Genomic DNA, 18624 nt, shown 5'->3' with positions numbered 1-18624 from the left:
TTCGGGGTGTCCACGGCACACCACAAACGGTTTACCGTCGCTGGGCGGGGGTTCCGATAGATGGAGTACGGTCTCGTCGTCCGCTGGCTGGTCGTCTACGGCGCGCTCGCCGCACTCGGGCGACCGGTCGCTACACGCCTGCTCTCGACGCTTCCGGGCCGAGGGGTCGGGTTCGCGCTCCCGACGGCGCTCGTCGTCCTCGGAACGAGCGCCTACTGGGTGGGGCATCTCGCGTTCGGCCCCGTCGCGCTGGCCGCCTCGCTTCTCGTTCTCTTCGCGCTCGCGCTTCTGACCGGCCTCGACCACGACGCGCTCCGTGACCGCCGCCTCGAACTCGCACACGGCGTCCGTCCCGGCCGCGCCCACGCCGAGACGGCCGTCGTCTTCGTCGTCGCTTTCCTGTTTATCGTCGGGATTCGCGCCCTCGACCCCGCCGTCTACCCCGTCGGCGGCGAGAAGTTCCTCGATTTCGGCCTGCTGAAGACGCTCGAACGCGCCGAGACCCTGCCACCGGAGGACATGTGGTTCGCGAACGAACCCGTCGTCTACTACTACGGCGGCCACCTCCTGACGGCGCTACTCTCGGACCTCACGGGCACCGCGCCGCGCTACGCCTACAACCTCTCGCTCGCGGGGTTCTACGCCACGCTCGTGACGGCGGCGTACGGTCTCGCGGGGAGTATCGCTCGCGAACGGGCGAACGCTCGCCGGCCCGCCGCCGTCATGGCCGCGTTCTTCGTCGGCATCGCGAGCAACCTCGTCACCGCGCGGCGAGTGGTCGTCGACGCCCTCCCGCCGTCACTCCGGGAGCGTCTGGCCCGGGCGATGGGGTACTCGTCCGACGCCGCCCTCGGCAACGACGCCTTCTCGTACTGGTCGGCGAGTCGCGTCATCCCCGGCACGATAAACGAGTTCCCGCTGTTCGCGTGGCTGAACGGCGACCTTCACGCCCACATGATGGGGACGCCGTTTCTCCTGCTCGGAGCCGCCGTCGCGTTCGCGCTCTACCGGACCGCCCCCCGCGACCTGTGGCGACGCCGCGGCCTCGCGTTCGTCGCCGTCCCCCTCCTCGCGGGCTTCCAGACTGTCGTCGACACGTGGAGCGTCCCCTCGCTGTTCGGACTGCTCTTTCTCGCCCTCGCGCTCGGCACCGCCGACCCGTGGCCCATCCTCTCGCGTCGGTTCGCGGCGTGGCGTCGGGAACGCGACGACGGCCCGATAGTCGCGGAAGCCGGCCACCTCGTCGGCTCGCTCTGTGTCGCCGGCGTCGCTGGCGTCCTCGGCGGCGCGCTCGCGGCCCCCTTCCTGCTCGGCACCGCGAGCGGTCGCGAAGTGGCGGTTCTCGCCGCCGCCGAGCGGTCGACCGTCGGCGACCTGCTTCTCGTCCACGGGGCCTTCCTCGCGACGTTCTACGCCTACCTGCTCGACCGGCTGGGACTGGACCACGTGCTGCCGCTCCTGCTGGGACTCGTCGCCCTCGGCGTCGTCGCGCTGACTACGGCTTTGCCCGTCGCCGTCGTCGTCGGGCCGTTGCTCGTGTTCGGCTGGGCGAGCTGTCGGACGGACCGTCCGGTCGGCTTCGAGACGGTGCTCATCGTCGCCGGCGCGGGGCTGGTCGCGCTGGTCGAACTCCTCTATGTCAAGGAGCAGGCCGGCCCGCTCCGCATGAACACGGTGTTCAAGACGTACATGCAGGTCTGGGTGCTGTGGGGGGTGGCGGCGGGCGTCGCGCTCCCGGCGTTCGTCCGCTGGGTCGGCACCCGCTCGCCGTCGGTGCCCGGGACGCGCTCGCGCTGGCTCCGACTCGGCCTCGCCGTCGCCGTCGTCCTCGCGACGATACCCTACGCCGGACTGGCGCTGTCCGGGCACGTCGAGCAGGGTGGCGACCCGACGCTGGACGCCACGGCGTTCGTCGAGCGCGAGCATCCGGCCGAGGCGCCGGCCATCGCGTATATCGACGACCTGTCGGGCCAGCCGACGCTCCTGTCCGCGCCGGCGACGGGCCGGTATCCGGACGGCGAGTCCGGCGCGCCGCCGGGAATGTACAGCTGGGATTCGAGTCCGGCCGCGAGTCTCACGGGCGTGCCGACAGTCGCCGGCTGGCACCACGAGGTCGGCTACCGCGGCTCGGAGGCGTATCTCGAACGCGTGCGCGACGTCGACGCCGCGTACACCGGGTCGCCCGAGCGGACGGTCGCGGTGCTCGAACGCTACGACGTCGAGTACGTGTGGGTCGGGCCGGCAGAACGGGCGCGCTACGGGTCGGTGACGTTCGAGGGCGTCGAGGGGGTCACGCCCGTCTTCCAGAACGAGGCGGTGACCATCTATCGAGTCGACGAGGACGAGTTGGGTGTCTAGGGACGGGCCGTGACCACGTCGAGGGCGTCGGCGTCGATGGAGTCGACGTCGAGCCAGTGGGGCACGAAGCGGCGTTTCTCGAACGATTCGCGTTCGTCGGGCGTCCCGATGGTGCACCAGAGCTGAACTTCCTCGGGGCCGTGGTAGTCGCCCTGTCGCTGAATCGAGAAACAGACCTGCTCCTCGCCGTCGTAGTCGATGACGGCGTCCTTTCGGATGCCGGGGTCCCCCCTGACGATGAGGTACTGCATGGACGGGCGTTCGGCCAGTCCGGGCTTAATCGCTTCGATGGTCGTTGGCGCGGGGCCGGTGGTTCGGACGCCGCGCTCGCCGACGAACCAAACGGGTTTTAACGCCCGACGCGAAATTGCCGACAAGGTAGATATCTATGCAGATGCCACGCCGATTCAACACGTACTGCCCGCACTGCAACGGGCACTTCGAGCACGAGGTCGAGAAAGTGCGTCGCGGTCGTGAGACGGGGATGAAGTGGATCGACCGCCAGCGCGAACGAAACACGTCTACCATCGGGAACGCCGGCAAGTTCTCGAAGGTTCCGGGTGGCGACAAGCCCACCAAAAAGACGAACCTGAAATACCGCTGCGCCGAGTGTGGCAAGGCCCACATGCGCGAAGGATGGCGCGCCGGTCGACTGGAGTTCCAAGAATGACGGGGAGCTTCTTCACCGTCGAGTGCGCGGACTGTGGAAACGAACAGACCGTCTTCGGCAAGGTGTCGACGACGGTGAACTGCGCGGTCTGTGGAAGCACGCTCGCGCGTGCAACCGGCGGTCAGACCGCGTTCGAGGGCGAGGTCGTAGACACCGTCGAGGCACGCTGACCCACCCATGAAGTACAGTGGCTGGCCCGATACGGGTGAACTCGTCGTCGGCGACGTCGACGAAATCACCGACTTCGGCGTGTTCGTCGACCTCGAGGAGTACGAGGACAAACGCGGCCTCGCACACATCAGCGAGGTCGCCAGCGGCTGGATTAAGAACGTTCGCGACCACGTCCGCGAGGGACAGACGGTCGTCGCGAAAGTGCTCGACGTCGACGAGGAGTCACAGCAAATCGACCTCTCGATAAAAGACGTCAACGAGCACCAGCGCAAAGAGAAGATTCAGGAGTGGAAAAACGAGCAGAAGGCGGATAAGTGGATGGCAATCGCCTTCGGCGAAGACGTCGACGACGAGCGATATCAGGAAGTCGCCGATGCGCTTCTCGCCGAGTTCGAGAGCCTCTACGACGCCTTCGAGTCGGCGGCGATTCACGGTGCCGAAGCGCTCGACGACGTCGACCTCGCTGACGACGACGTCGATACCATCGTGGAGACGGCCCGCGACAACGTCTCCGTCCCCTACGTCAACGTCACGGGCTACGTCGACCTCGAATGCCCGACCGGCGACGGCGTCGACCACATCAAGGAGGCGCTCAAGGCCGCCGAGGGCGACGGCGAGGTTGGCGACGAAATCGACCTCTCCGTCTCCTACGTCGGGTCGCCGGAGTACCGCATCAAGGTACAGGCCCCCGACTACAAGACGGCGGAGTCGGCGCTCGAAGCCAGCGCCGAACGCGCCAGCGAGTCGATAGCCGCCGCGGGTGGCACCGGACGCTACCACCGCGAGCGCGAGACTGCCGACGAGTAACCGTGAAATCGGACATCCGAGTGTGCTCGGCGTGGGCGGAGCGTCACGACCGCCCCGTCTACACGCTCGGCGACACCTGTCCGGACTGCGGCGCCGACGCCGTCAACAGCGCGCCGGCGCCGTTCGACCCTGCGGACCCGTACGGGGAGTACCGACGCGCTCTTAAGCGCCGCGAACGCGAATAGGCGGTATGGACGCCATCGAGATAGAGACGGTTGCGGAGCCGACGCTGTCGGACCCAGTGCTCGTCGAAGGGTTGCCGGGCGTCGGGCACGTCGGGAAACTCGCCGCGGAGTACCTCCTCGAGGAGTTCGACAGCGAACTCGTCCGGCGAGTGTACGCCGACGAGTTCCCGCCGCAAGTGAGCGTCGACGAGGACGGCGTCGCCGACCTAGTCTGTGCAGAGTTTCACGCCGTCGAGACCAACGACCGCGACGTACTCGTCCTCACCGGTGACCACCAAGCGGGGAGCAACGCCGGTCACTACCACCTCACGGAGGCGTTTCTCGACATCGCCGAGGGCCTCGGCGTCGAGGAAGTGTTCGCGCTCGGCGGCGTCCCGACCGGCGAACTCATCGAGGAGTACCACGTGCTGGGTGCCGTGACCGACGCGGCGCTGAAAGCCGACCTCGAAGCCGAGGGCGTGGAGTTCCGCGAGGACGAACCCGCCGGCGGTATCGTCGGCGTCAGCGGCCTGTTGCTCGGCATCGGCGGCCGCCGGGGTTTCGACGCCACCTGTCTGATGGGCGAGACTAGCGGCTATCTGGTCGACCCCAAGAGCGCGCGGGCCGTCCTCGAAGTGCTGGAGACGGTCATCGGCTTCGACCTCGATTACGAGTCGCTCGAAGACCGGGCCGAGGAGATGGAGGAAGTTGTCGGCAAGATTCAGGAGATGCAGAGTCAGGGCAACCAGATGCCGACCGACGACGACCTGCGGTACATCGGGTAAGCGGCGAGACGTTCTTTACGACGCGTCGCCAACGGGCGGGCGTGCTACCGGAGTGGGTCGGGCTGCTGCCGTCGTGGCTGCTCACGGGCGTCGCCGGCGGCGCAGCCATCACCGTCGTCGTCGCGGGCATCTTCGTCGCCGGCGACCGCCTGTTTCCAAGCCCGCCGGCGAATCGGGGACCGCGAGTCGACGGCACCGACCGCCGGCACGCGGAGATACGGACCCAACTCGCCAGCCTCGGCGAGCGATACGTCGAGGACGCCACCGTCGGCGACGACACGGTCGCGTTCTACCTGCCGGAGCGCGACGTGGCAATCACGTTCGACCCGCAGGTGTTTTTCCGAATCGAGGGGGGCGACATCGACGCCATCCTCTGTGAGTACGAGATGCCGGGCGCCCACCTCGGCCGACGACTCCCGTTCGAGACGCCGGGCGACCCCGTCACGGCGACGGGACGCGTCGAACGCGCGTTCGCCCACCTCGACCTGCCACCCACCGCCGACGCCGACGAGGTGCGGGCGGCCTACCGGAACCGAGTGAAAGATGTCCACCCCGACCACGGTGGCGACGGCGACGCGTTCCGACAGTTACAGGACGCGTACGCGACGGCGAAAGCCCACGCCGAGTGAGATGCCGCCGGACAGTCACGGGCGCGCGGCCTACCTCCCCGCGGCGTCGACGCTCGTCGTCGCCGACCTGCACGTCGGGCAGGGCGCGGGGACCCCGAGCGACCGCCTCGTGACCGCCGTCGAGGCGACGAGTCCCGACACGGTCGTGTTCGCGGGCGACATCCTCGACCGGTTCGGCGCGCCGTCGGCTCGGTCAGTCGAGACGGTGCGGGCGCTCGCGAGCGCGGTCCGGGCGGCCGACGCACGCCCCGTCGCCGTCGCGGGCAACCACGACGGCGGCCTCGCGGACGCGTGGCCGGGGCCGGTCCACGACGCGTACCGACTCGACGACAGCACCCTCGTCTGTCACGGACACGAGGCGCCCGACGCCGACGCCGAGCGGTACGTCTGCGGGCACGTCCACCCGGCGCTCTCCGTCGAGGGGGACAAGTGGGACTGCTTTCTCTGGACGCCGTCGGGGTATCGCGACCGCCCGACGCTGGTCGTCCCCGCGTTCTCGTCGGCCGCGTCGGGACTGCGGGTCGAGGGCCGCGAGGCAGTCGACTCGCCGCTGGTGTCCGACCTCGATTCGGTTCGGCCGGGCGTCGTCGACGGCGCGGAGACGAGGTGGTTCCCCCGGCTGGAAGCCTTGCGGTCACGCCTTCGACGTCGATAGGATTTACTCGGGGGCGCGTCTCGGTCGGGACATGGACCTAGGCATCGAAGCACGCGGTGGCGACGGGCATCGGGTCTGATGCAGTACGCACGCGACGACCCGGGGCACGACCGGGTGGCGACGCTGGATATCGAGACGACGGCGACCGACCCCGACGCGGGCGAACTCGTCTCGCTCGGTATCGGCGTCCACGACCGGTCGGACCCGCTGACTGGGGCGACCTACGAGACGTTTCACCGCCGCGGCGACGACGAGGCGACGCTGGTCGAGCGAGCGATGGGGGCGCTCGCCGACGCGGGCGCCGACGGCCTCGTCACGTACAACGGCGTCGAGTTCGACCTGTGGTTCGTCGAGGAGCGTCTCGGCCGGCTGGACACACGGGTCGACTGGCCCGCAGTCACCGAGTCGCCGGCCCATCTCGACCTCTTTCTGGACCGGAAAGCGCGCGCGGAGGAGTCGGGCGAGCGCTGGCCGAATCTGGAGGCGTGTCTGTCGGCCTACGGACACGAGCCGCCACGGACCGTCTGGCGGGGCGACCCGCTCACGAATACGCGGTTCGGCGAGGAACTCGGGCCGGCGTACCTGCGGACGCTCGGCACCGACACGGGGGCGCGCTTCCGAGAGGAACTCTGTGAGGTGATGGACCACTACCTCGTCGGCGACTTGGAGGCGACGCTCGCGCTCTTTTACGCGGACATTGGAGACAGTATCGAGGGCCGGTATCTCGGTACCGAAGCGCGCTTCGACTGAGTCAGCGGTCGTCGAGAACGGCCGCGGCGGCCTCGCGCCCGCTCCGCATCGCGCCCTGAATCGACGACCACGCGGTGTAGTCGCCGGCGAGATAGACAGGGCCGGACGGGTCACGAGCGTCGGGCAAGTCGTCGTGGATGCCGGGCGGCTGGGCGAACTGCGCGAACTCGATACGGTCGGTGTGGACGCGTTCGAGGCGGCCGAACTGGCGTTCCGGGAACCACGAATCGAGGGCGTCACGCGTCGCCGCCAGCAGGTCGTCGTCGCTCGTATCGAGCGGCGCTGTTCCGTCGCCAGCGAGGAACGTGGCGGCGAGGAGATGGCGGTCGTCGGGCGCGTACGATGGCGCGACGGTCGAGAGCGGTGCGACGACGTTGGGACGCGGGCCGGCGGCGTTCAGGTGGATTTTCTTGCCCGAATCGAGCGGCGTCTCGGTGGCGCAGTAGAGCGTGACGGCCGAGCGAGCGGTCGTCGGAATCGACGCGACGCCGGTGAGTCGGCGAGCGGTCCGCGGGTCGGTGGCGACGACGACGGCGTCGTGGTCGGTCGTCCGCGCCTCGCTCTCGACGGTCACCCCGTCCTCGGGCGTGACCGCCGCGACGGCCTCGTTCAGACGAATCGTCGCGCCGGCGTCGCGGGCGCGAGCGGCCAACTGGGCGGGGACGGCGCCCATACCCTCCGCCGGAAGCGCCACCCGCCCTTCGCTCATCGCCTTGAACGTGTACTCGAAGACGCGCTTCGAGGTGTCGAGCGAGCGGTCGAGGGTGATGCCGCCGTAGAAGGGCGCGACGAAGGAGTCGATGTAGCGCTCGGAGAAGCCCCAGTCGCGGAGGTAGTCGTCGATTGGGGCGTCGGGACTGTCGAAAATCTCGGCTTCGGTCTGACTGCCGACGTGTTGGCGGAGCGCGAGCGTCCGGAGTTTGTCGGTCGTCGTCACTTCGCGGTTGAACAGCGTCTCGGTGAGCGAGAAGGGGTCGCGCAGGGGGTCAGAGAGCGTCGAGCGCTCGCCGGGGCGGGCGATGACCGCGCCGGGCGAGAAGGCGTGCAGGTCGAGTGCGTTGAGGTCGAGTTCGCGTCTGACGGCGGGGTAGGCGGTGAACAGCACCTGAAAGCCGCGGTCGAGCGTGAAGCCGTCGCGGTGACGAGTGCGTACGCGCCCGCCGACGGACTCCCGGCGCTCGAAGACGGTGACGTCCGCGCCCGCGCTGGCGAGGTGTCGGGCCGCGACGAGGCCGGCCAGCCCCGCGCCGACGACGGCGACCGACGGTGAGTCGTCCATGCCCGTCGATTGAGCGGGCGGGGCAAAGAACCCACGACAGGGACAGGGATTTGCCCCTCGGGTCGCAACCGCCGGCATGAACATCTCCGACGCGTTCGTCGGCCTCGACTGTACGGCGACCGGCGAGCGATACGACCCCGGTCACGTCGGGCGGAGCGACGCCGACGCGCCACTCGACCCCGTCTACGACCTCGACGCCGTCGACAGCCTCCCGACCGACCCGGATTCGATGTGGGACTACGACGCCCTCCTGCCCGTGCCCGCAGAGCGGGCCGTCTCCGCCGGCGAGGGCGCGACGCCACTTCTCGACGCCGACGAGTTGGCGGCGGACCTCGGCGTCGAGGCTGTGTGCCTCAAAGACGAGGGGCGGAATCCGACGGGGAGCATCCTCGACCGGGGGCTGTCGGTCGCGGCGACGATGGCGCAGGTCCACGGCGCCGACCTGCTTGCGTTGGCCGCGCCGGGCGACGCCGGGCAGTCCGCCGCCGCCTACGCCGGCCGGATGGACGCCGACTGCTACGCGTATCTCCCCTCGCGCGCCCCCTTCCCCAACAAGGCGATGGTGAACGTCCACGGCGCGGACATGCGGGTAATCGGTGGGCGCTATCCCGACGCTCTGGACGCACTCGAATCCGACCTGCAACGGGAGTGGTACTCTCTGCAGGCGTTCACGACGCCGTACCGCCACGACGGGGCGAAGACGCTGGCGTACGAGGTGGCGGCGGCCCGCGACTGGACGGCGCCCGACGCGGCCGTCGTCGCTGTCGGCACGGGCGAGACACTGGTCGGCGTCGCCCGCGGCTTCCGTGACCTCGTCGAACTCGGCTTGACCGAGCGGATGCCACGGTGTTACGCCGTCCAACCGGAGGGGTGTGCGCCGGTCGTCGACGCCCACGAGGAGGGAACAGCCGTCTCGGCCGTCGAGTACCCCGACACCATCTGTGGCGAACTCGAAATCCCGGACCCGCCGGGCGGGGAGATGGCGCTCGACGCCATCGAGTCGACGGGCGGCGACGCCGTCGCCGTGAGCGACGACGACCTGTTGGAGAGTGCCGTCGCCCTCACCCAGCGGTTGGGGACCGAAGTCGGCGCGGTGGGCGGCGCGGCGGCGGCGGGGGCGTGGGCGCTCGCCGAGCGCGACGCCCTGAGCGACGACGACACCGTCCTGTTGCTCAACGCCGACGCGGGCGTGAAAACCGCCGACGTGCTCCGGAGCCACCTGATGGGGCAGGGCGTCTAAGTAGATAGTTCGTCGCGACAGGTTTATGGATTAGACGCATCTAATCCGGAGTACGTGATGCTAAGCGACGCCATGGAGGACTATCTCAAGGCCATCTATCGGCTCCAGTCAGACGGGGGTGCACCGGTGGCCACCTCGGCCATCGCCGACGAGGTAGGGAAGACGGCGCCGACGGTGACGAGCATGGTGCAGAAACTCGCCGACCGGGGACTCGTCGAGCGCGAGAAGTACAAGGGAGTCGAACTCACAACGGAGGGCGAGACGGTGGCGCTCGAAGTGCTTCGTCACCACCGACTGCTGGAGGCGTATCTGACGGAACACCTCGACTACTCGTGGACGAACGTCCACGAGGAGGCGGACGCGCTCGAACACCACATCTCCGAGGAGTTCGAACAGCGGGTGGCGGAGGCGCTCGGCGACCCGAAAGTGGACCCCCACGGCGACCCGATTCCGTGCGCCGACCTCCAGCCACTAGAACACGACGACACGACGCCCCTGAGCGACCACGACGCTGGGGAGCGAGTCGTCGTCAGTCGGGTCCGTGACCGGGACGAGGAGGAACTCGCCTACCTCGATGAGGCGGGGGTTCGACCGGGCACGGACCTCGAAATCGTCGACGTGGCGCCGTTCGGCATGGTCACCGTTCGTATCGGTGATTCGGAGCAGAGCCTTCCCGAATCGGTGGCGCGGACGATTCGCGTTCGCGCCGTGGGCGAGAGCGAGTCGGAGCCGGTCGAGGTGAGCGACGCGTGACGGGCTGGACGGAGATTCTCGTCGTCGCGTTCATCTCCCAACTCGTGGTGTTGCCCGGCGAGAAGGTGCAGTTCATCATCGCGGGACTGGCGACCCGATACAACCCGCTGGTGGTCGTCAGCGCCGCGACCACCGCCTTCGCCGGGTGGACGGTGCTGGAAATCCTCTTCGGCGAGGCACTCCAGCGCGCGCTCCCACCGCTCGCGCTCGACTCCCTGACCGCGGGGCTCTTTCTGGTGTTTGCCATCCTCCTCTATCGCTCGGCCCCGTCTCACGGCGACTCGACGGAAGTCGACCCCACGGCGACTGACGGCGGCATCACGTCGCTGGGAAACGACTTCCAACCGAAGGTGTTCGGGCGCGAACTGCCCGACGTGTTCGGGGGCTTTCTCCCCATCTTCGCGATGATGGCCGCGGGCGAGTTCGGCGACAAGACCCAACTCGTCACGATTGGGCTCGCCGCCCAGTACGGCGCCCATCCCGCGATTTGGGCCGGCGAGATGCTCGCCATCGTCCCCGTGAGCCTCGCGAACGCCTACTTCAGCCACCGGTTCGCGCACCGACTCAACATGCGAACGGTCCACTTCTTCTCGGCGGGCCTGTTCGCCTTCTTCGCGAGCGACACCGTGTTGAGCATCGCCACCGGCTTCTCCGTCTGGGAGACGCTCGTCGAAGTGGCGTCGTCCGCCGTCCTCTCGCTGGTGTGAGTCGGCCGGAAACGACGATAGCCCGGAACCGTTATTTTCCGTCGCTGGCGACGGGCGTTCGTGAATCCCCTCCCGTCGCTCTTGGCTGGCGCCGTCTTCGGCCTCGCCCTCGCGGCGCCGCCGGGGCCGATGAACGCCGTCATCGCAGAGGAATCGGTCAACAACGGCTGGCTCGCCGGCGTCCGGACCGGGCTCGGGGCGATGACCGCCGACGCCACCTTCCTCGTCGGCTCCCTCCTCGGCGTCGTCACCTTCGTCGAGCGGTTTCCGACCGTTCGCGCGGTGATGATTGGCATCGGCGGCGTACTGATGTGTTACTTCGCCTACGGCGCCGCGATGGACGCGCTCGGCGAGACAGAGCCCGTCCCCAGCGGTGACACTCCCAGACGGGCCGTGACGGGGTTTCGGAAAGCGTTCGTCCTCGCGCTCACCAACCCCTATCAGATACTGTTCTGGCTCACCATCGGCGTGGGCCTGCTGCAACCCGGCCAACTCGACGTGCTGTCGTACACGCCCTACGTCGGGAGTGACCTCGCCGGCCTGTTGCTCGTCCGCACCGGTAGTCCGGCGCTCATCCTCGGCTTCTTCGTCGGCATCGGTATCTGGATTACGGGCTTTCCAGCGACGCTCAGGGCGGCCCAGCGTCGCGTCGCCGCCTTCACGCCCGTCGTCGCCGGCGTGAGCGCACTCGTCCTCGCCGGGTTCGGCGTGGTCTTTCTCGTCGACGCAGTCCGAACGCTGACGTAACCGGAGTTAAACCGGATTAACTCGGCCGAAATCGGCGTTGAGCGTCGGCGTGGTTTATGCGGTGTCCGTCTCACGACCCGAATGCAATGGCACTCACGAAGTCCCTGATAGCTGTCTTGGCGGTACTGCTCGTCGCCGGCGGCGGCGTCGCTGCGACCGGCGTGGCACAGACTGGCGCCGACGGGTCGACGGCGTCCGTGTCGGCGCTGGAGATGGACGCGACACTCGACAACGAGACGGTCACGGTGACCGTCCACGACGACGGCGCGCCCGTCGAGAACGCCTCGCTCACCGTCGAGGGCGAGGAGGACGCCCGCGTCACGACTGACGCCGACGGCACGGCGACGGTCAACCGGTCGGCCCTGACCGAAGATGGTGAGGCGCTCGACGAACTCGAAGTCGAGTACGAGTCCGACCACGCCGAAGGGAAACTGGAGTTCGTCGTGCAGGACGGCTCGCTCACGCTCGTCGAGGAGAAATACGAGTACGAAATCGAGTCGGAGGACGACGAAGGTGACGACGCGGACGACGAACGCGGAGAGAGCGACGAGGCTGACGAGGAACGCGACGAGGCTGACGAAGAGGAGGAGGAAGATGAGGAAGAGGACGAGGAAGATGAGGAAGATGAAGACGATGAAGAAGCCGAAGACGACGAGGAAGAAGACGACGAGAGCGAGGACTAACGCCCGGTAGCGTCGACTGACCCCCGTTCGCGAAACGTTTTCACGTTTCCTCACCGAGTATTGCCCATGCAGCCGGATTTTTCGGCCCTCGACGACGCTCTCGGCGACTGCGACGGCTACCTCCTCGACGCCGACGGCACCGACTCGACCCAGCTCTATCTCTCGGGCTTCGACGCGCCCGACCCCTTCGTCACCTGCTACACGCCCGACGGGGTTCACCTCCTCGTCTCCGGACTCGAATACGGCCGGGCGACGAAGGCGGCCCGCGCCGACACAGTCAGTCGGCTCTCGGCGTACGACTACCGTGACCGGCTCGAAGAACTCGGGCGCGCGACCGGTCGGGGCGCCGTCGTCGCCGACTTCCTCGCCGACCACGGCATCGAGTCCGTGATGGTTCCGGGACGCTTCCCGCTCGGGACGGCGGACGGCCTCCGGGGGTCGGGGATTCGAACCGAAGTCGACGAATCCGACGCCGTCGCGAAGATTCGCGCCGTCAAGACCGAGACGGAGATTGGGAACGTCCGACGCGCCCAGCGGGCGAACGAGCGCGCGATGGCGGCGGCGGAGGACCTCCTAGCGTCGGCGAGCGTCGTCGACGGCGTCCTCCACCACGAGGGCGACCCGCTGACCAGCGAGGCGGTGCGACGGGAAATCGAGATGACGCTCCTGCGGGAGGGGTGTGCGCTGGACGAGACCATCGTCGCCTGCGGCGCCGACGCCGCCGACCCACACGACCGGGGGTCGGGGCCGCTTCGCGCCGACGAACCCATCGTCGTCGACATCTTCCCCCGCGACAAGGAGACTCGGTATCACGCGGACATGACGCGGACGTTCGTCCGCGGAGAGCCGACAGCGACGCTTCGAGAGTGGTTCGACCTGACCGACGAGGCGCGGCGGGCCGCACTCGACGCCGTCGAACCCGGCGTCACGGGCGCCGACGTTCACGACGCGGTCTGTGACGTCTACGAGGGGGCCGGCCTGCCGACGCTTCGCGCCGACTCCGACGCCGAGACGGGGTTCATCCACAGCACGGGCCACGGCGTCGGCCTCGACGTCCACGAACTCCCGCGAATCGCGCCGGACGGGCCGGAACTCGAACCGGGGAACGTCATCACCATCGAACCGGGACTGTACGACCCCGACGTGGGCGGCGTCCGCATCGAGGACCTCGTCGTCGTCACCGAGGACGGCCACGAGAACCTCACGAACTATCCGGTCGAATTAGTCGTCTAATCGCAAGGCACTTGCTCGTTGTCGGCGGAGCGAGCGTGTGAACTGGCGGTATCGGCACACGGTCCTCGGCCTCTGTACGCTCGCCTTCGCGTCGACGATGCTCGCTCGCCTCGTCATCAGCCCGGTCGTCCCGGACGTGACCGACGGCTTCGGCGTCTCGACGGGCGCAGTCGGCCTCGCGCTCTCCGGTATGTGGGCCGCGTACGCGCTCACGCAGTTCCCGTCGGGTATCCTCGGCGACCGCTTCGGCGAGCGACGGGTGATTCTCGCGGCGGTCGGTATCACCGCCGTCGCCAGCCTCGCGCTCGCCTCCGCGCCGACGTTCGCCGTCTTCGCCATTCTGACCGTCGCGCTCGGCGCGGGGGCGGGCCTCCACTACAGCGTCGCCACCGCCCTGCTGACGAAGGAGTTCGACGACATCGGCCGCGCAATCGGCCTCCACGTCTCCGGCGGACCGCTCGCGGGGTTGCTCGCACCCATCGTCGCGACGGCGGTGGCGGCCCGCTATGACTGGCGGGCGGCCATTGCCGTCGGCGCCGCCGTCGCCATCCCCATCTTCGCCCTGTTCGCGTGGCGAATCGAGCCGACGCCGCCCGAACGACCCGACGAGTCGATGCGCGACCGCATGGCCATCAGGCCCCTGCTCGACCTGCTCACCCGCCCCCGAATCGCGTTCACGGCGGCGGTGGCCGTCCTCGGCGCCTTCGCGTGGCAGGCGACGGCCTCCTTTCTACCGACCTTCCTCTTTGCCTTCCGCGACCTGCCAGAGACGACGGCCGGTCTCCTCTTCTCGGCGTACTTCGTCGTCAACGGCCTCGCCCAGCCAGTGACGGGGTGGGCGTCGGACCGGGTCGGGCGCGACGGCGCCGCGGCGGGGACGATGGCGCTCGGCGTCGTCGGCTACGCTCTCCTCGTCGCCGGCCCGCGGAGCGCGCTCCTCCCCGCCGTCGTCTGTATCGGCACCGCGATGACGTGGGGCGCGCCCGTCCAGTCGCGCTTTTTCGACGTGTTCGAGGCCGACGAGCGAGGCGCCGCGTTCGGCCTCGTCCGCACCGCCTACATGGTCCTCGGGGCGACGGGAAGCGTCGTCGTCGGCGTCGTCTCCGACGTGGCGGGATGGGGCGCGGCGTTCGGCCTGCTCGTCTGTGTGACGGGGTTGGCGCTCTCGCTTCTGGTCGGCAACCGCGCCCTCCGTCTCGACCTGTAGCACCGCCGGCATCGAACACCTTTTGAGCAGAGAGGCGGAAGCCACGCGCATGGATATGCTGGTGGTCGGCGCGGGCGAGATGGGGCGGTGGGTCGCCCGCACCGCCGACCGACCGGTCGCGGTCACCGACGTCGACCCAGCGGTCGCCGACGCGACTGCCGCGGCGTTAGAGGACGTACGAGCGGTGCCGGCGGACACGACGGAGACGTTCGACATCGTCTGTCTCGCGGTGCCGATTTCGGTCGTCGAGGAGGCCGTCGAGCGCTACGCCGGCACCGCCGAGCGCGCGATGTGTGACGTGTCGGGCGTGATGGAGGGGCCGGTGGCGGCGATGCGGGCGGCGCTTCCGGAACGAGAACGCGTCTCGCTGCATCCGCTCTTTGCGGCGGGGAACGCGCCGGGGAACGTCGCCGTCGTCGCCGACGCGCCCGGCCCGGCGACCGACGCGCTCCGCGCCGACCTGCGGGCGGCGGGCAACCACTGCTTCGAGACGACGGTCGGCGAACACGACCGAGCGATGGAGACGGTACAGGCCGGCGCTCATACCGCCGTCCTCGCGTACGCCCTCGCCGCCGCCGACGTGCGCGAGGAGTTCGCGACGCCCGTCTCCGAGGCGCTGGACGACCTCGTTACGACCGTGACCGACGGGACGCCGCGGGTGTATCGCGAGATTCAGGAGACGTTCGAGGGCGCCGACCGCGTCGCCGATGCCGCCAGACGCGTCGCCGACGCCGAGGGCGCGGCGTTCGACGACCTGTATCGGGAGGCGGGCGAATGATAGACCGCGAGGCCGTCCGCTCGAACGCGAAGTATCTGCGACAGGTCCGCCCCATCGACCCCGACGAGATTTCGGAGTACATCGAGGGGACGCCCCACCCCGCGGTGGTTCGGCGCGTCCTCCGCGAGGAGGCGTACGACCTCGGCCTGTTCGAGCGCGACGACGGCACGTTCGTCCCCGTCACGGAGTCGCCGGCGCCCGACCCCGGCTGGCGCCCCGAGTCGTTGCCCGACCGCTACGCCAATCGAGTCGAGGACCTGCTGGTCGAGCGAGACGGCGTGAACTGGCACCGCGGCGAGTCGGGCGAGCGACTCCGCGAGGTCATTCGCCGGCTGAAAGCCGACTACTACCACCAGAACCCGGTCGAATACGACCGCGAGGTGGCGCTCGGCTACGCCATCTACCATCTCCCCGATTACTACGCGGCGGTCGGCTACACGCTCGACGACTTAGTCGAGCGGTCGCTTCTTCCCCGTCGCCTCCGCGTTCTCGACATTGGCGCCGGGGTCGGCGGGCCGGCGCTGGGGCTCCACGACTACCTGCCCGACGACGCCGTCGTCGACTACCACGCCGTCGAACCGAGCGCCGCCGCCGACGTCCTCGACAGCCTGCTCGACGAGACGCGGCGGAACTTCCGAACCACGATTCACCGCGAGCGCATCGAAGACTTCGGATTCGAGGACACCTACGACCTGATACTCTGTGCGAACGTGTTGAGCGAACTCGACGACCCGGTCGCGGTGGTCGAGGACGGACTCGACGCCCTCGCGTCCGACGGGACGCTCCTCGCACTCGCGCCCGCGGACCTCGAAACCAGCACGGGCCTTCGGTCGGTGGAGCGAGCGGTGACGGACCGAGCGACGGTGTACGCCCCCACGCTCCGACTGTGGCCGGGTATGGAGCCGTCCGACCGCGGCTGGTCGTTCGACGAGCGGCCACAGATTGCGGCGCCCGCGGTCCAGCGCCGCCTCGACGACGCCGGCGGCGAACCCGGCACCTTCCGCAACGAGCGAGTGAAGTTCTCGCACGTCCACCTCCGGACCGACGGCACGCGGCGGGTGGACGTCCGCGCCGACCCGTCGAGACACGCGCGGATGGCGGACATGGAGAACCACGTCACCGACCGCATCGACCTGCTCGCGGTGAAGCTCAGCCGCAACCTCGCCGAGGGCGGGAACCCGCTCTACAAGATTGGCGACGGGAGCGAGCGCCTCGAACACTACGCGGTAGTGACGCGGGAGTCGGGGCTGAACCGCGAACTCGGCGAGGCCGACTACGGGGCCGTCCTCCAGTTCGAGAACGTCCTCGCGCTCTGGAACGACGACGAAGGCGCCTACAACCTCGTCGTCGACGCCGAGGCAGTCGTCGACATCGTCGGCTGAGTTTGGAAGCGGTGGTCCTTTCTCGCCCGAAGCCAGACGAAGGGTATGGGCGACCCACACGTTCTCCTGACGAACGACGACGGCATCGACTCCGTCGGCTTCCGCGCGCTCTACGACGCGCTCTCCGAAGTCGCGGAAGTGACCGCCGTCGCGCCGAACGGCGACCAGAGCGCCGTCGGGCGGGCGATGTCCCGCGAGGTGGAAGTCGAGACGCACGAACTCGGGTACGCCATCCACGGGACGCCGGCCGACTGCACCGTCGTCGGCCTCGAATCCCTCTGTCCCGACGTGGACATGGTCGTGGCGGGCTGTAACCGCGGCGCCAACCTCGGGGCGTACGTCCTCGGTCGGTCGGGCACCGTCAGCGCCGCCGTCGAGGCCGCCTTCTTCGACGTACCTGCGCTCGCCGTCTCGCTGTACGTCCCCGGGGGCGACGGCGAGTGGCAACACGCCGCTGACCAGCCCGACGACTACCGCAACGCCACCGAGGCGACCACCTACCTCGTCGAGCACGCGCTCGGCGCCGGCGTGTTCGAGCAGGCCGAGTATCTCAACGTCAACGCCCCCATCTGGTCGGCGGGCGACGACCTCGCCCCCATCGAAATCACCGAGCCTTCGACGCTGTACGACATGCGCGCTGAACGCGACGGCGAGCACATCACCCTCACCGACAACGTCTGGGCGCGGATGCGCGACGACGACCTCCCCGACCCGCAGGGTACCGACCGCCGGGCCATCGTCGAGGGCCGCGTCAGCGTCTCGCCGCTCACCGCGCCGCACACGACCCAGCACCACGAGGCGCTGGACGCGCTTGCAGAGACGTACCGGAACTGACCCGGCGCCAACCACTATGTGGTCGGGGCAGAAATCGGTCGGTCGATGCACCAGACGGTCGTCGACCTCCTGCGGAACAACGCGGCCCACGCCGAGGCGTTCGACGCGCGCTTCGACGACGTCCAGACCGTCCAGCACCCCGACGTCGTCACCGTGTGCTGTGCCGATTCTCGCGTTCTCCAAGACCGGATGTGGAACAACGACCAGCCGGGCGAACTGTTTACGTGTAGCAACGTCGGCAACCGGGTCGGCCAGTCGACGCCGGAGGGTACCGTCGTCTCGGGCGACGTGCTCTTTCCGCTTCACCATCTCGACACCGACATCGCCGTCGTCGTCGGCCACACGGGCTGTGGCGCCGTCACCGCGGCGTACGACGACCTGACCGAGGGCGTCGACGCCGCGCCCGGCATCCGACACTGTCTCGACTCGCTGACAGACCACCTCGAATCGGCACTCGACCGACTTCCAGAGGGGCTAAATCGGAGAGAAACCATCAACCGACTCGTCGAGTACAACGTCGACCAGCAGCTCGCGCTCCTCCGCGAGAGCGACGACGTGACTGCGGACCTCGTCGGCTGCGTGTACGACTTTCAGGACGTCTATCCGGGCCGTCGGGGCGAGATTCACGTCGTCAACGTCGACGGCGAGCGGCGGGTCGACCGCCTCCGGAGCCGGCATCCTGCGGTTGCGGCGCGGGTTCACCGGCTGTGGGAGTACTGACGGCGCAGTTCGGCGGCGTCGAGTCCGATATTCATCGTAGACAGAGACGGACGGCTCTACATCGAGTATCAA

Annotated in this window: 22 protein-coding genes; 20 read left to right on the top strand and 2 right to left on the bottom strand. The window is 68.9% G+C overall.

The features are described 5' to 3' along the window. The first annotated feature begins 60 nt into the window (after positions 1-60). Complete coding sequence (locus ACQUSQ_RS13795) at positions 61-2358, top strand: DUF2298 domain-containing protein (RefSeq protein WP_435069945.1); 2298 nt, start codon at positions 61-63, stop codon at positions 2356-2358. On the opposite strand, the gene ACQUSQ_RS13790 is transcribed toward ACQUSQ_RS13795, so the two are convergent. Beyond that, a complete protein-coding gene (locus ACQUSQ_RS13790; RefSeq protein ID WP_435069944.1) occupies positions 2355-2609 on the bottom strand; it encodes an HAH_0734 family protein in 255 nt (84 codons plus the stop codon). The genes ACQUSQ_RS13795 and ACQUSQ_RS13790 overlap by 4 nt on opposite strands. A 137-nt stretch (positions 2610-2746) precedes the next feature. On the opposite strand from ACQUSQ_RS13790, the gene ACQUSQ_RS13785 reads away from it, so the two are divergent. The 8 genes from ACQUSQ_RS13785 (at position 2747) to ACQUSQ_RS13750 (ending at position 6989) form a co-directional block, all read left to right on the top strand. Continuing rightward, positions 2747-3028 carry a 50S ribosomal protein L44e gene (locus ACQUSQ_RS13785; protein WP_251330062.1) on the top strand — a complete coding sequence of 94 codons (282 nt, stop codon included), beginning with the start codon at positions 2747-2749 and terminating at the stop codon, positions 3026-3028. After that, positions 3025-3198: a 30S ribosomal protein S27e gene (locus ACQUSQ_RS13780; RefSeq protein ID WP_435069941.1), complete on the top strand. Its 174-nt coding sequence runs from the start codon at positions 3025-3027 to the stop codon at positions 3196-3198. Before ACQUSQ_RS13785 ends, ACQUSQ_RS13780 begins: the two co-directional genes overlap by 4 nt. A gap of 7 nt (positions 3199-3205) precedes the next feature. Further along, positions 3206-4006, top strand: a complete 801-nt coding sequence (locus tag ACQUSQ_RS13775; protein WP_435069939.1) for a translation initiation factor IF-2 subunit alpha — start codon at positions 3206-3208, stop codon at positions 4004-4006. Between the two features lie 2 nt (positions 4007-4008). Then, positions 4009-4191, top strand: coding sequence for an RNA-protein complex protein Nop10 (locus ACQUSQ_RS13770; protein ID WP_435069938.1), 183 nt, complete (start codon positions 4009-4011; stop codon positions 4189-4191). Between the two features lie 5 nt (positions 4192-4196). Further along, on the top strand, positions 4197-4955 hold the full coding sequence (locus tag ACQUSQ_RS13765) for a proteasome assembly chaperone family protein (RefSeq protein ID WP_435069936.1): 759 nt from the start codon (positions 4197-4199) through the stop codon (positions 4953-4955). 41 nt (positions 4956-4996) lie between these two features. Next, positions 4997-5584 carry a J domain-containing protein gene (locus ACQUSQ_RS13760; protein WP_435069934.1) on the top strand — a complete coding sequence of 196 codons (588 nt, stop codon included), beginning with the start codon at positions 4997-4999 and terminating at the stop codon, positions 5582-5584. Position 5585: 1 nt separating this feature from the next. Beyond that, positions 5586-6239 (top strand): metallophosphoesterase, encoded by a 654-nt coding sequence (locus tag ACQUSQ_RS13755; protein WP_435069933.1) that lies wholly within the window; start codon positions 5586-5588, stop codon positions 6237-6239. Positions 6240-6317: 78 nt separating this feature from the next. Further along, a complete protein-coding gene (locus tag ACQUSQ_RS13750; RefSeq protein WP_435069931.1) occupies positions 6318-6989 on the top strand; it encodes a ribonuclease H-like domain-containing protein in 672 nt (223 codons plus the stop codon). Between the two features lies 1 nt (position 6990). On the opposite strand, the gene ACQUSQ_RS13745 is transcribed toward ACQUSQ_RS13750, so the two are convergent. Then, positions 6991-8268: an NAD(P)/FAD-dependent oxidoreductase gene (locus ACQUSQ_RS13745; protein ID WP_435069929.1), complete on the bottom strand. Its 1278-nt coding sequence runs from the start codon at positions 8266-8268 to the stop codon at positions 6991-6993. 76 nt (positions 8269-8344) lie between these two features. Between ACQUSQ_RS13745 and ACQUSQ_RS13740 the strand changes: the two genes are divergently transcribed. The 11 genes from ACQUSQ_RS13740 to ACQUSQ_RS13690 all read left to right on the top strand — a co-directional run bounded on the left by ACQUSQ_RS13740 (position 8345) and on the right by ACQUSQ_RS13690 (position 18552). After that, positions 8345-9508, top strand: a complete 1164-nt coding sequence (locus ACQUSQ_RS13740; RefSeq protein WP_435069927.1) for a pyridoxal-phosphate dependent enzyme — start codon at positions 8345-8347, stop codon at positions 9506-9508. Positions 9509-9565: 57 nt separating this feature from the next. Beyond that, the gene (locus ACQUSQ_RS13735) at positions 9566-10261 is read left to right on the top strand and encodes a metal-dependent transcriptional regulator (protein WP_435069925.1); all 696 of its coding nucleotides are present in this window, start codon (positions 9566-9568) and stop codon (positions 10259-10261) included. After that, positions 10258-10968 (top strand): TMEM165/GDT1 family protein, encoded by a 711-nt coding sequence (locus ACQUSQ_RS13730; RefSeq protein WP_435069923.1) that lies wholly within the window; start codon positions 10258-10260, stop codon positions 10966-10968. Before ACQUSQ_RS13735 ends, ACQUSQ_RS13730 begins: the two co-directional genes overlap by 4 nt. 60 nt (positions 10969-11028) lie before the next feature. Then, the gene (locus ACQUSQ_RS13725) at positions 11029-11715 is read left to right on the top strand and encodes a LysE family translocator (protein ID WP_435069921.1); all 687 of its coding nucleotides are present in this window, start codon (positions 11029-11031) and stop codon (positions 11713-11715) included. Positions 11716-11801: 86 nt separating this feature from the next. After that, positions 11802-12398: a hypothetical protein gene (locus ACQUSQ_RS13720; protein WP_435069919.1), complete on the top strand. Its 597-nt coding sequence runs from the start codon at positions 11802-11804 to the stop codon at positions 12396-12398. Positions 12399-12464: 66 nt separating this feature from the next. Next, a complete protein-coding gene (locus ACQUSQ_RS13715) occupies positions 12465-13631 on the top strand; it encodes a M24 family metallopeptidase (RefSeq protein WP_435069917.1) in 1167 nt (388 codons plus the stop codon). A gap of 37 nt (positions 13632-13668) precedes the next feature. Further along, the gene (locus ACQUSQ_RS13710) at positions 13669-14838 is read left to right on the top strand and encodes an MFS transporter (RefSeq protein ID WP_435069915.1); all 1170 of its coding nucleotides are present in this window, start codon (positions 13669-13671) and stop codon (positions 14836-14838) included. A gap of 49 nt (positions 14839-14887) precedes the next feature. Beyond that, positions 14888-15616, top strand: coding sequence for a prephenate dehydrogenase/arogenate dehydrogenase family protein (locus ACQUSQ_RS13705; protein WP_435069913.1), 729 nt, complete (start codon positions 14888-14890; stop codon positions 15614-15616). Then, entirely contained in the window at positions 15613-16998 is a 1386-nt protein-coding gene (locus ACQUSQ_RS13700; RefSeq protein WP_435069911.1) for a small ribosomal subunit Rsm22 family protein, read from the top strand. Before ACQUSQ_RS13705 ends, ACQUSQ_RS13700 begins: the two co-directional genes overlap by 4 nt. A gap of 45 nt (positions 16999-17043) precedes the next feature. Then, positions 17044-17832, top strand: a complete 789-nt coding sequence (gene surE, locus ACQUSQ_RS13695; protein ID WP_435069909.1) for a 5'/3'-nucleotidase SurE — start codon at positions 17044-17046, stop codon at positions 17830-17832. A gap of 45 nt (positions 17833-17877) precedes the next feature. Beyond that, positions 17878-18552 (top strand): carbonic anhydrase, encoded by a 675-nt coding sequence (locus ACQUSQ_RS13690; RefSeq protein WP_435069908.1) that lies wholly within the window; start codon positions 17878-17880, stop codon positions 18550-18552. Positions 18553-18624: the final 72 nt, after the last annotated feature.

Origin of the sequence: Haloplanus sp. C73 (assembly GCF_051195115.1) — an archaeon.
Taxonomy (GTDB): domain Archaea; phylum Halobacteriota; class Halobacteria; order Halobacteriales; family Haloferacaceae; genus Haloplanus.
The sequence above is the reverse complement of the archived record's forward strand: the minus strand, read 5'-3'. Positions and strand labels throughout refer to the sequence as shown.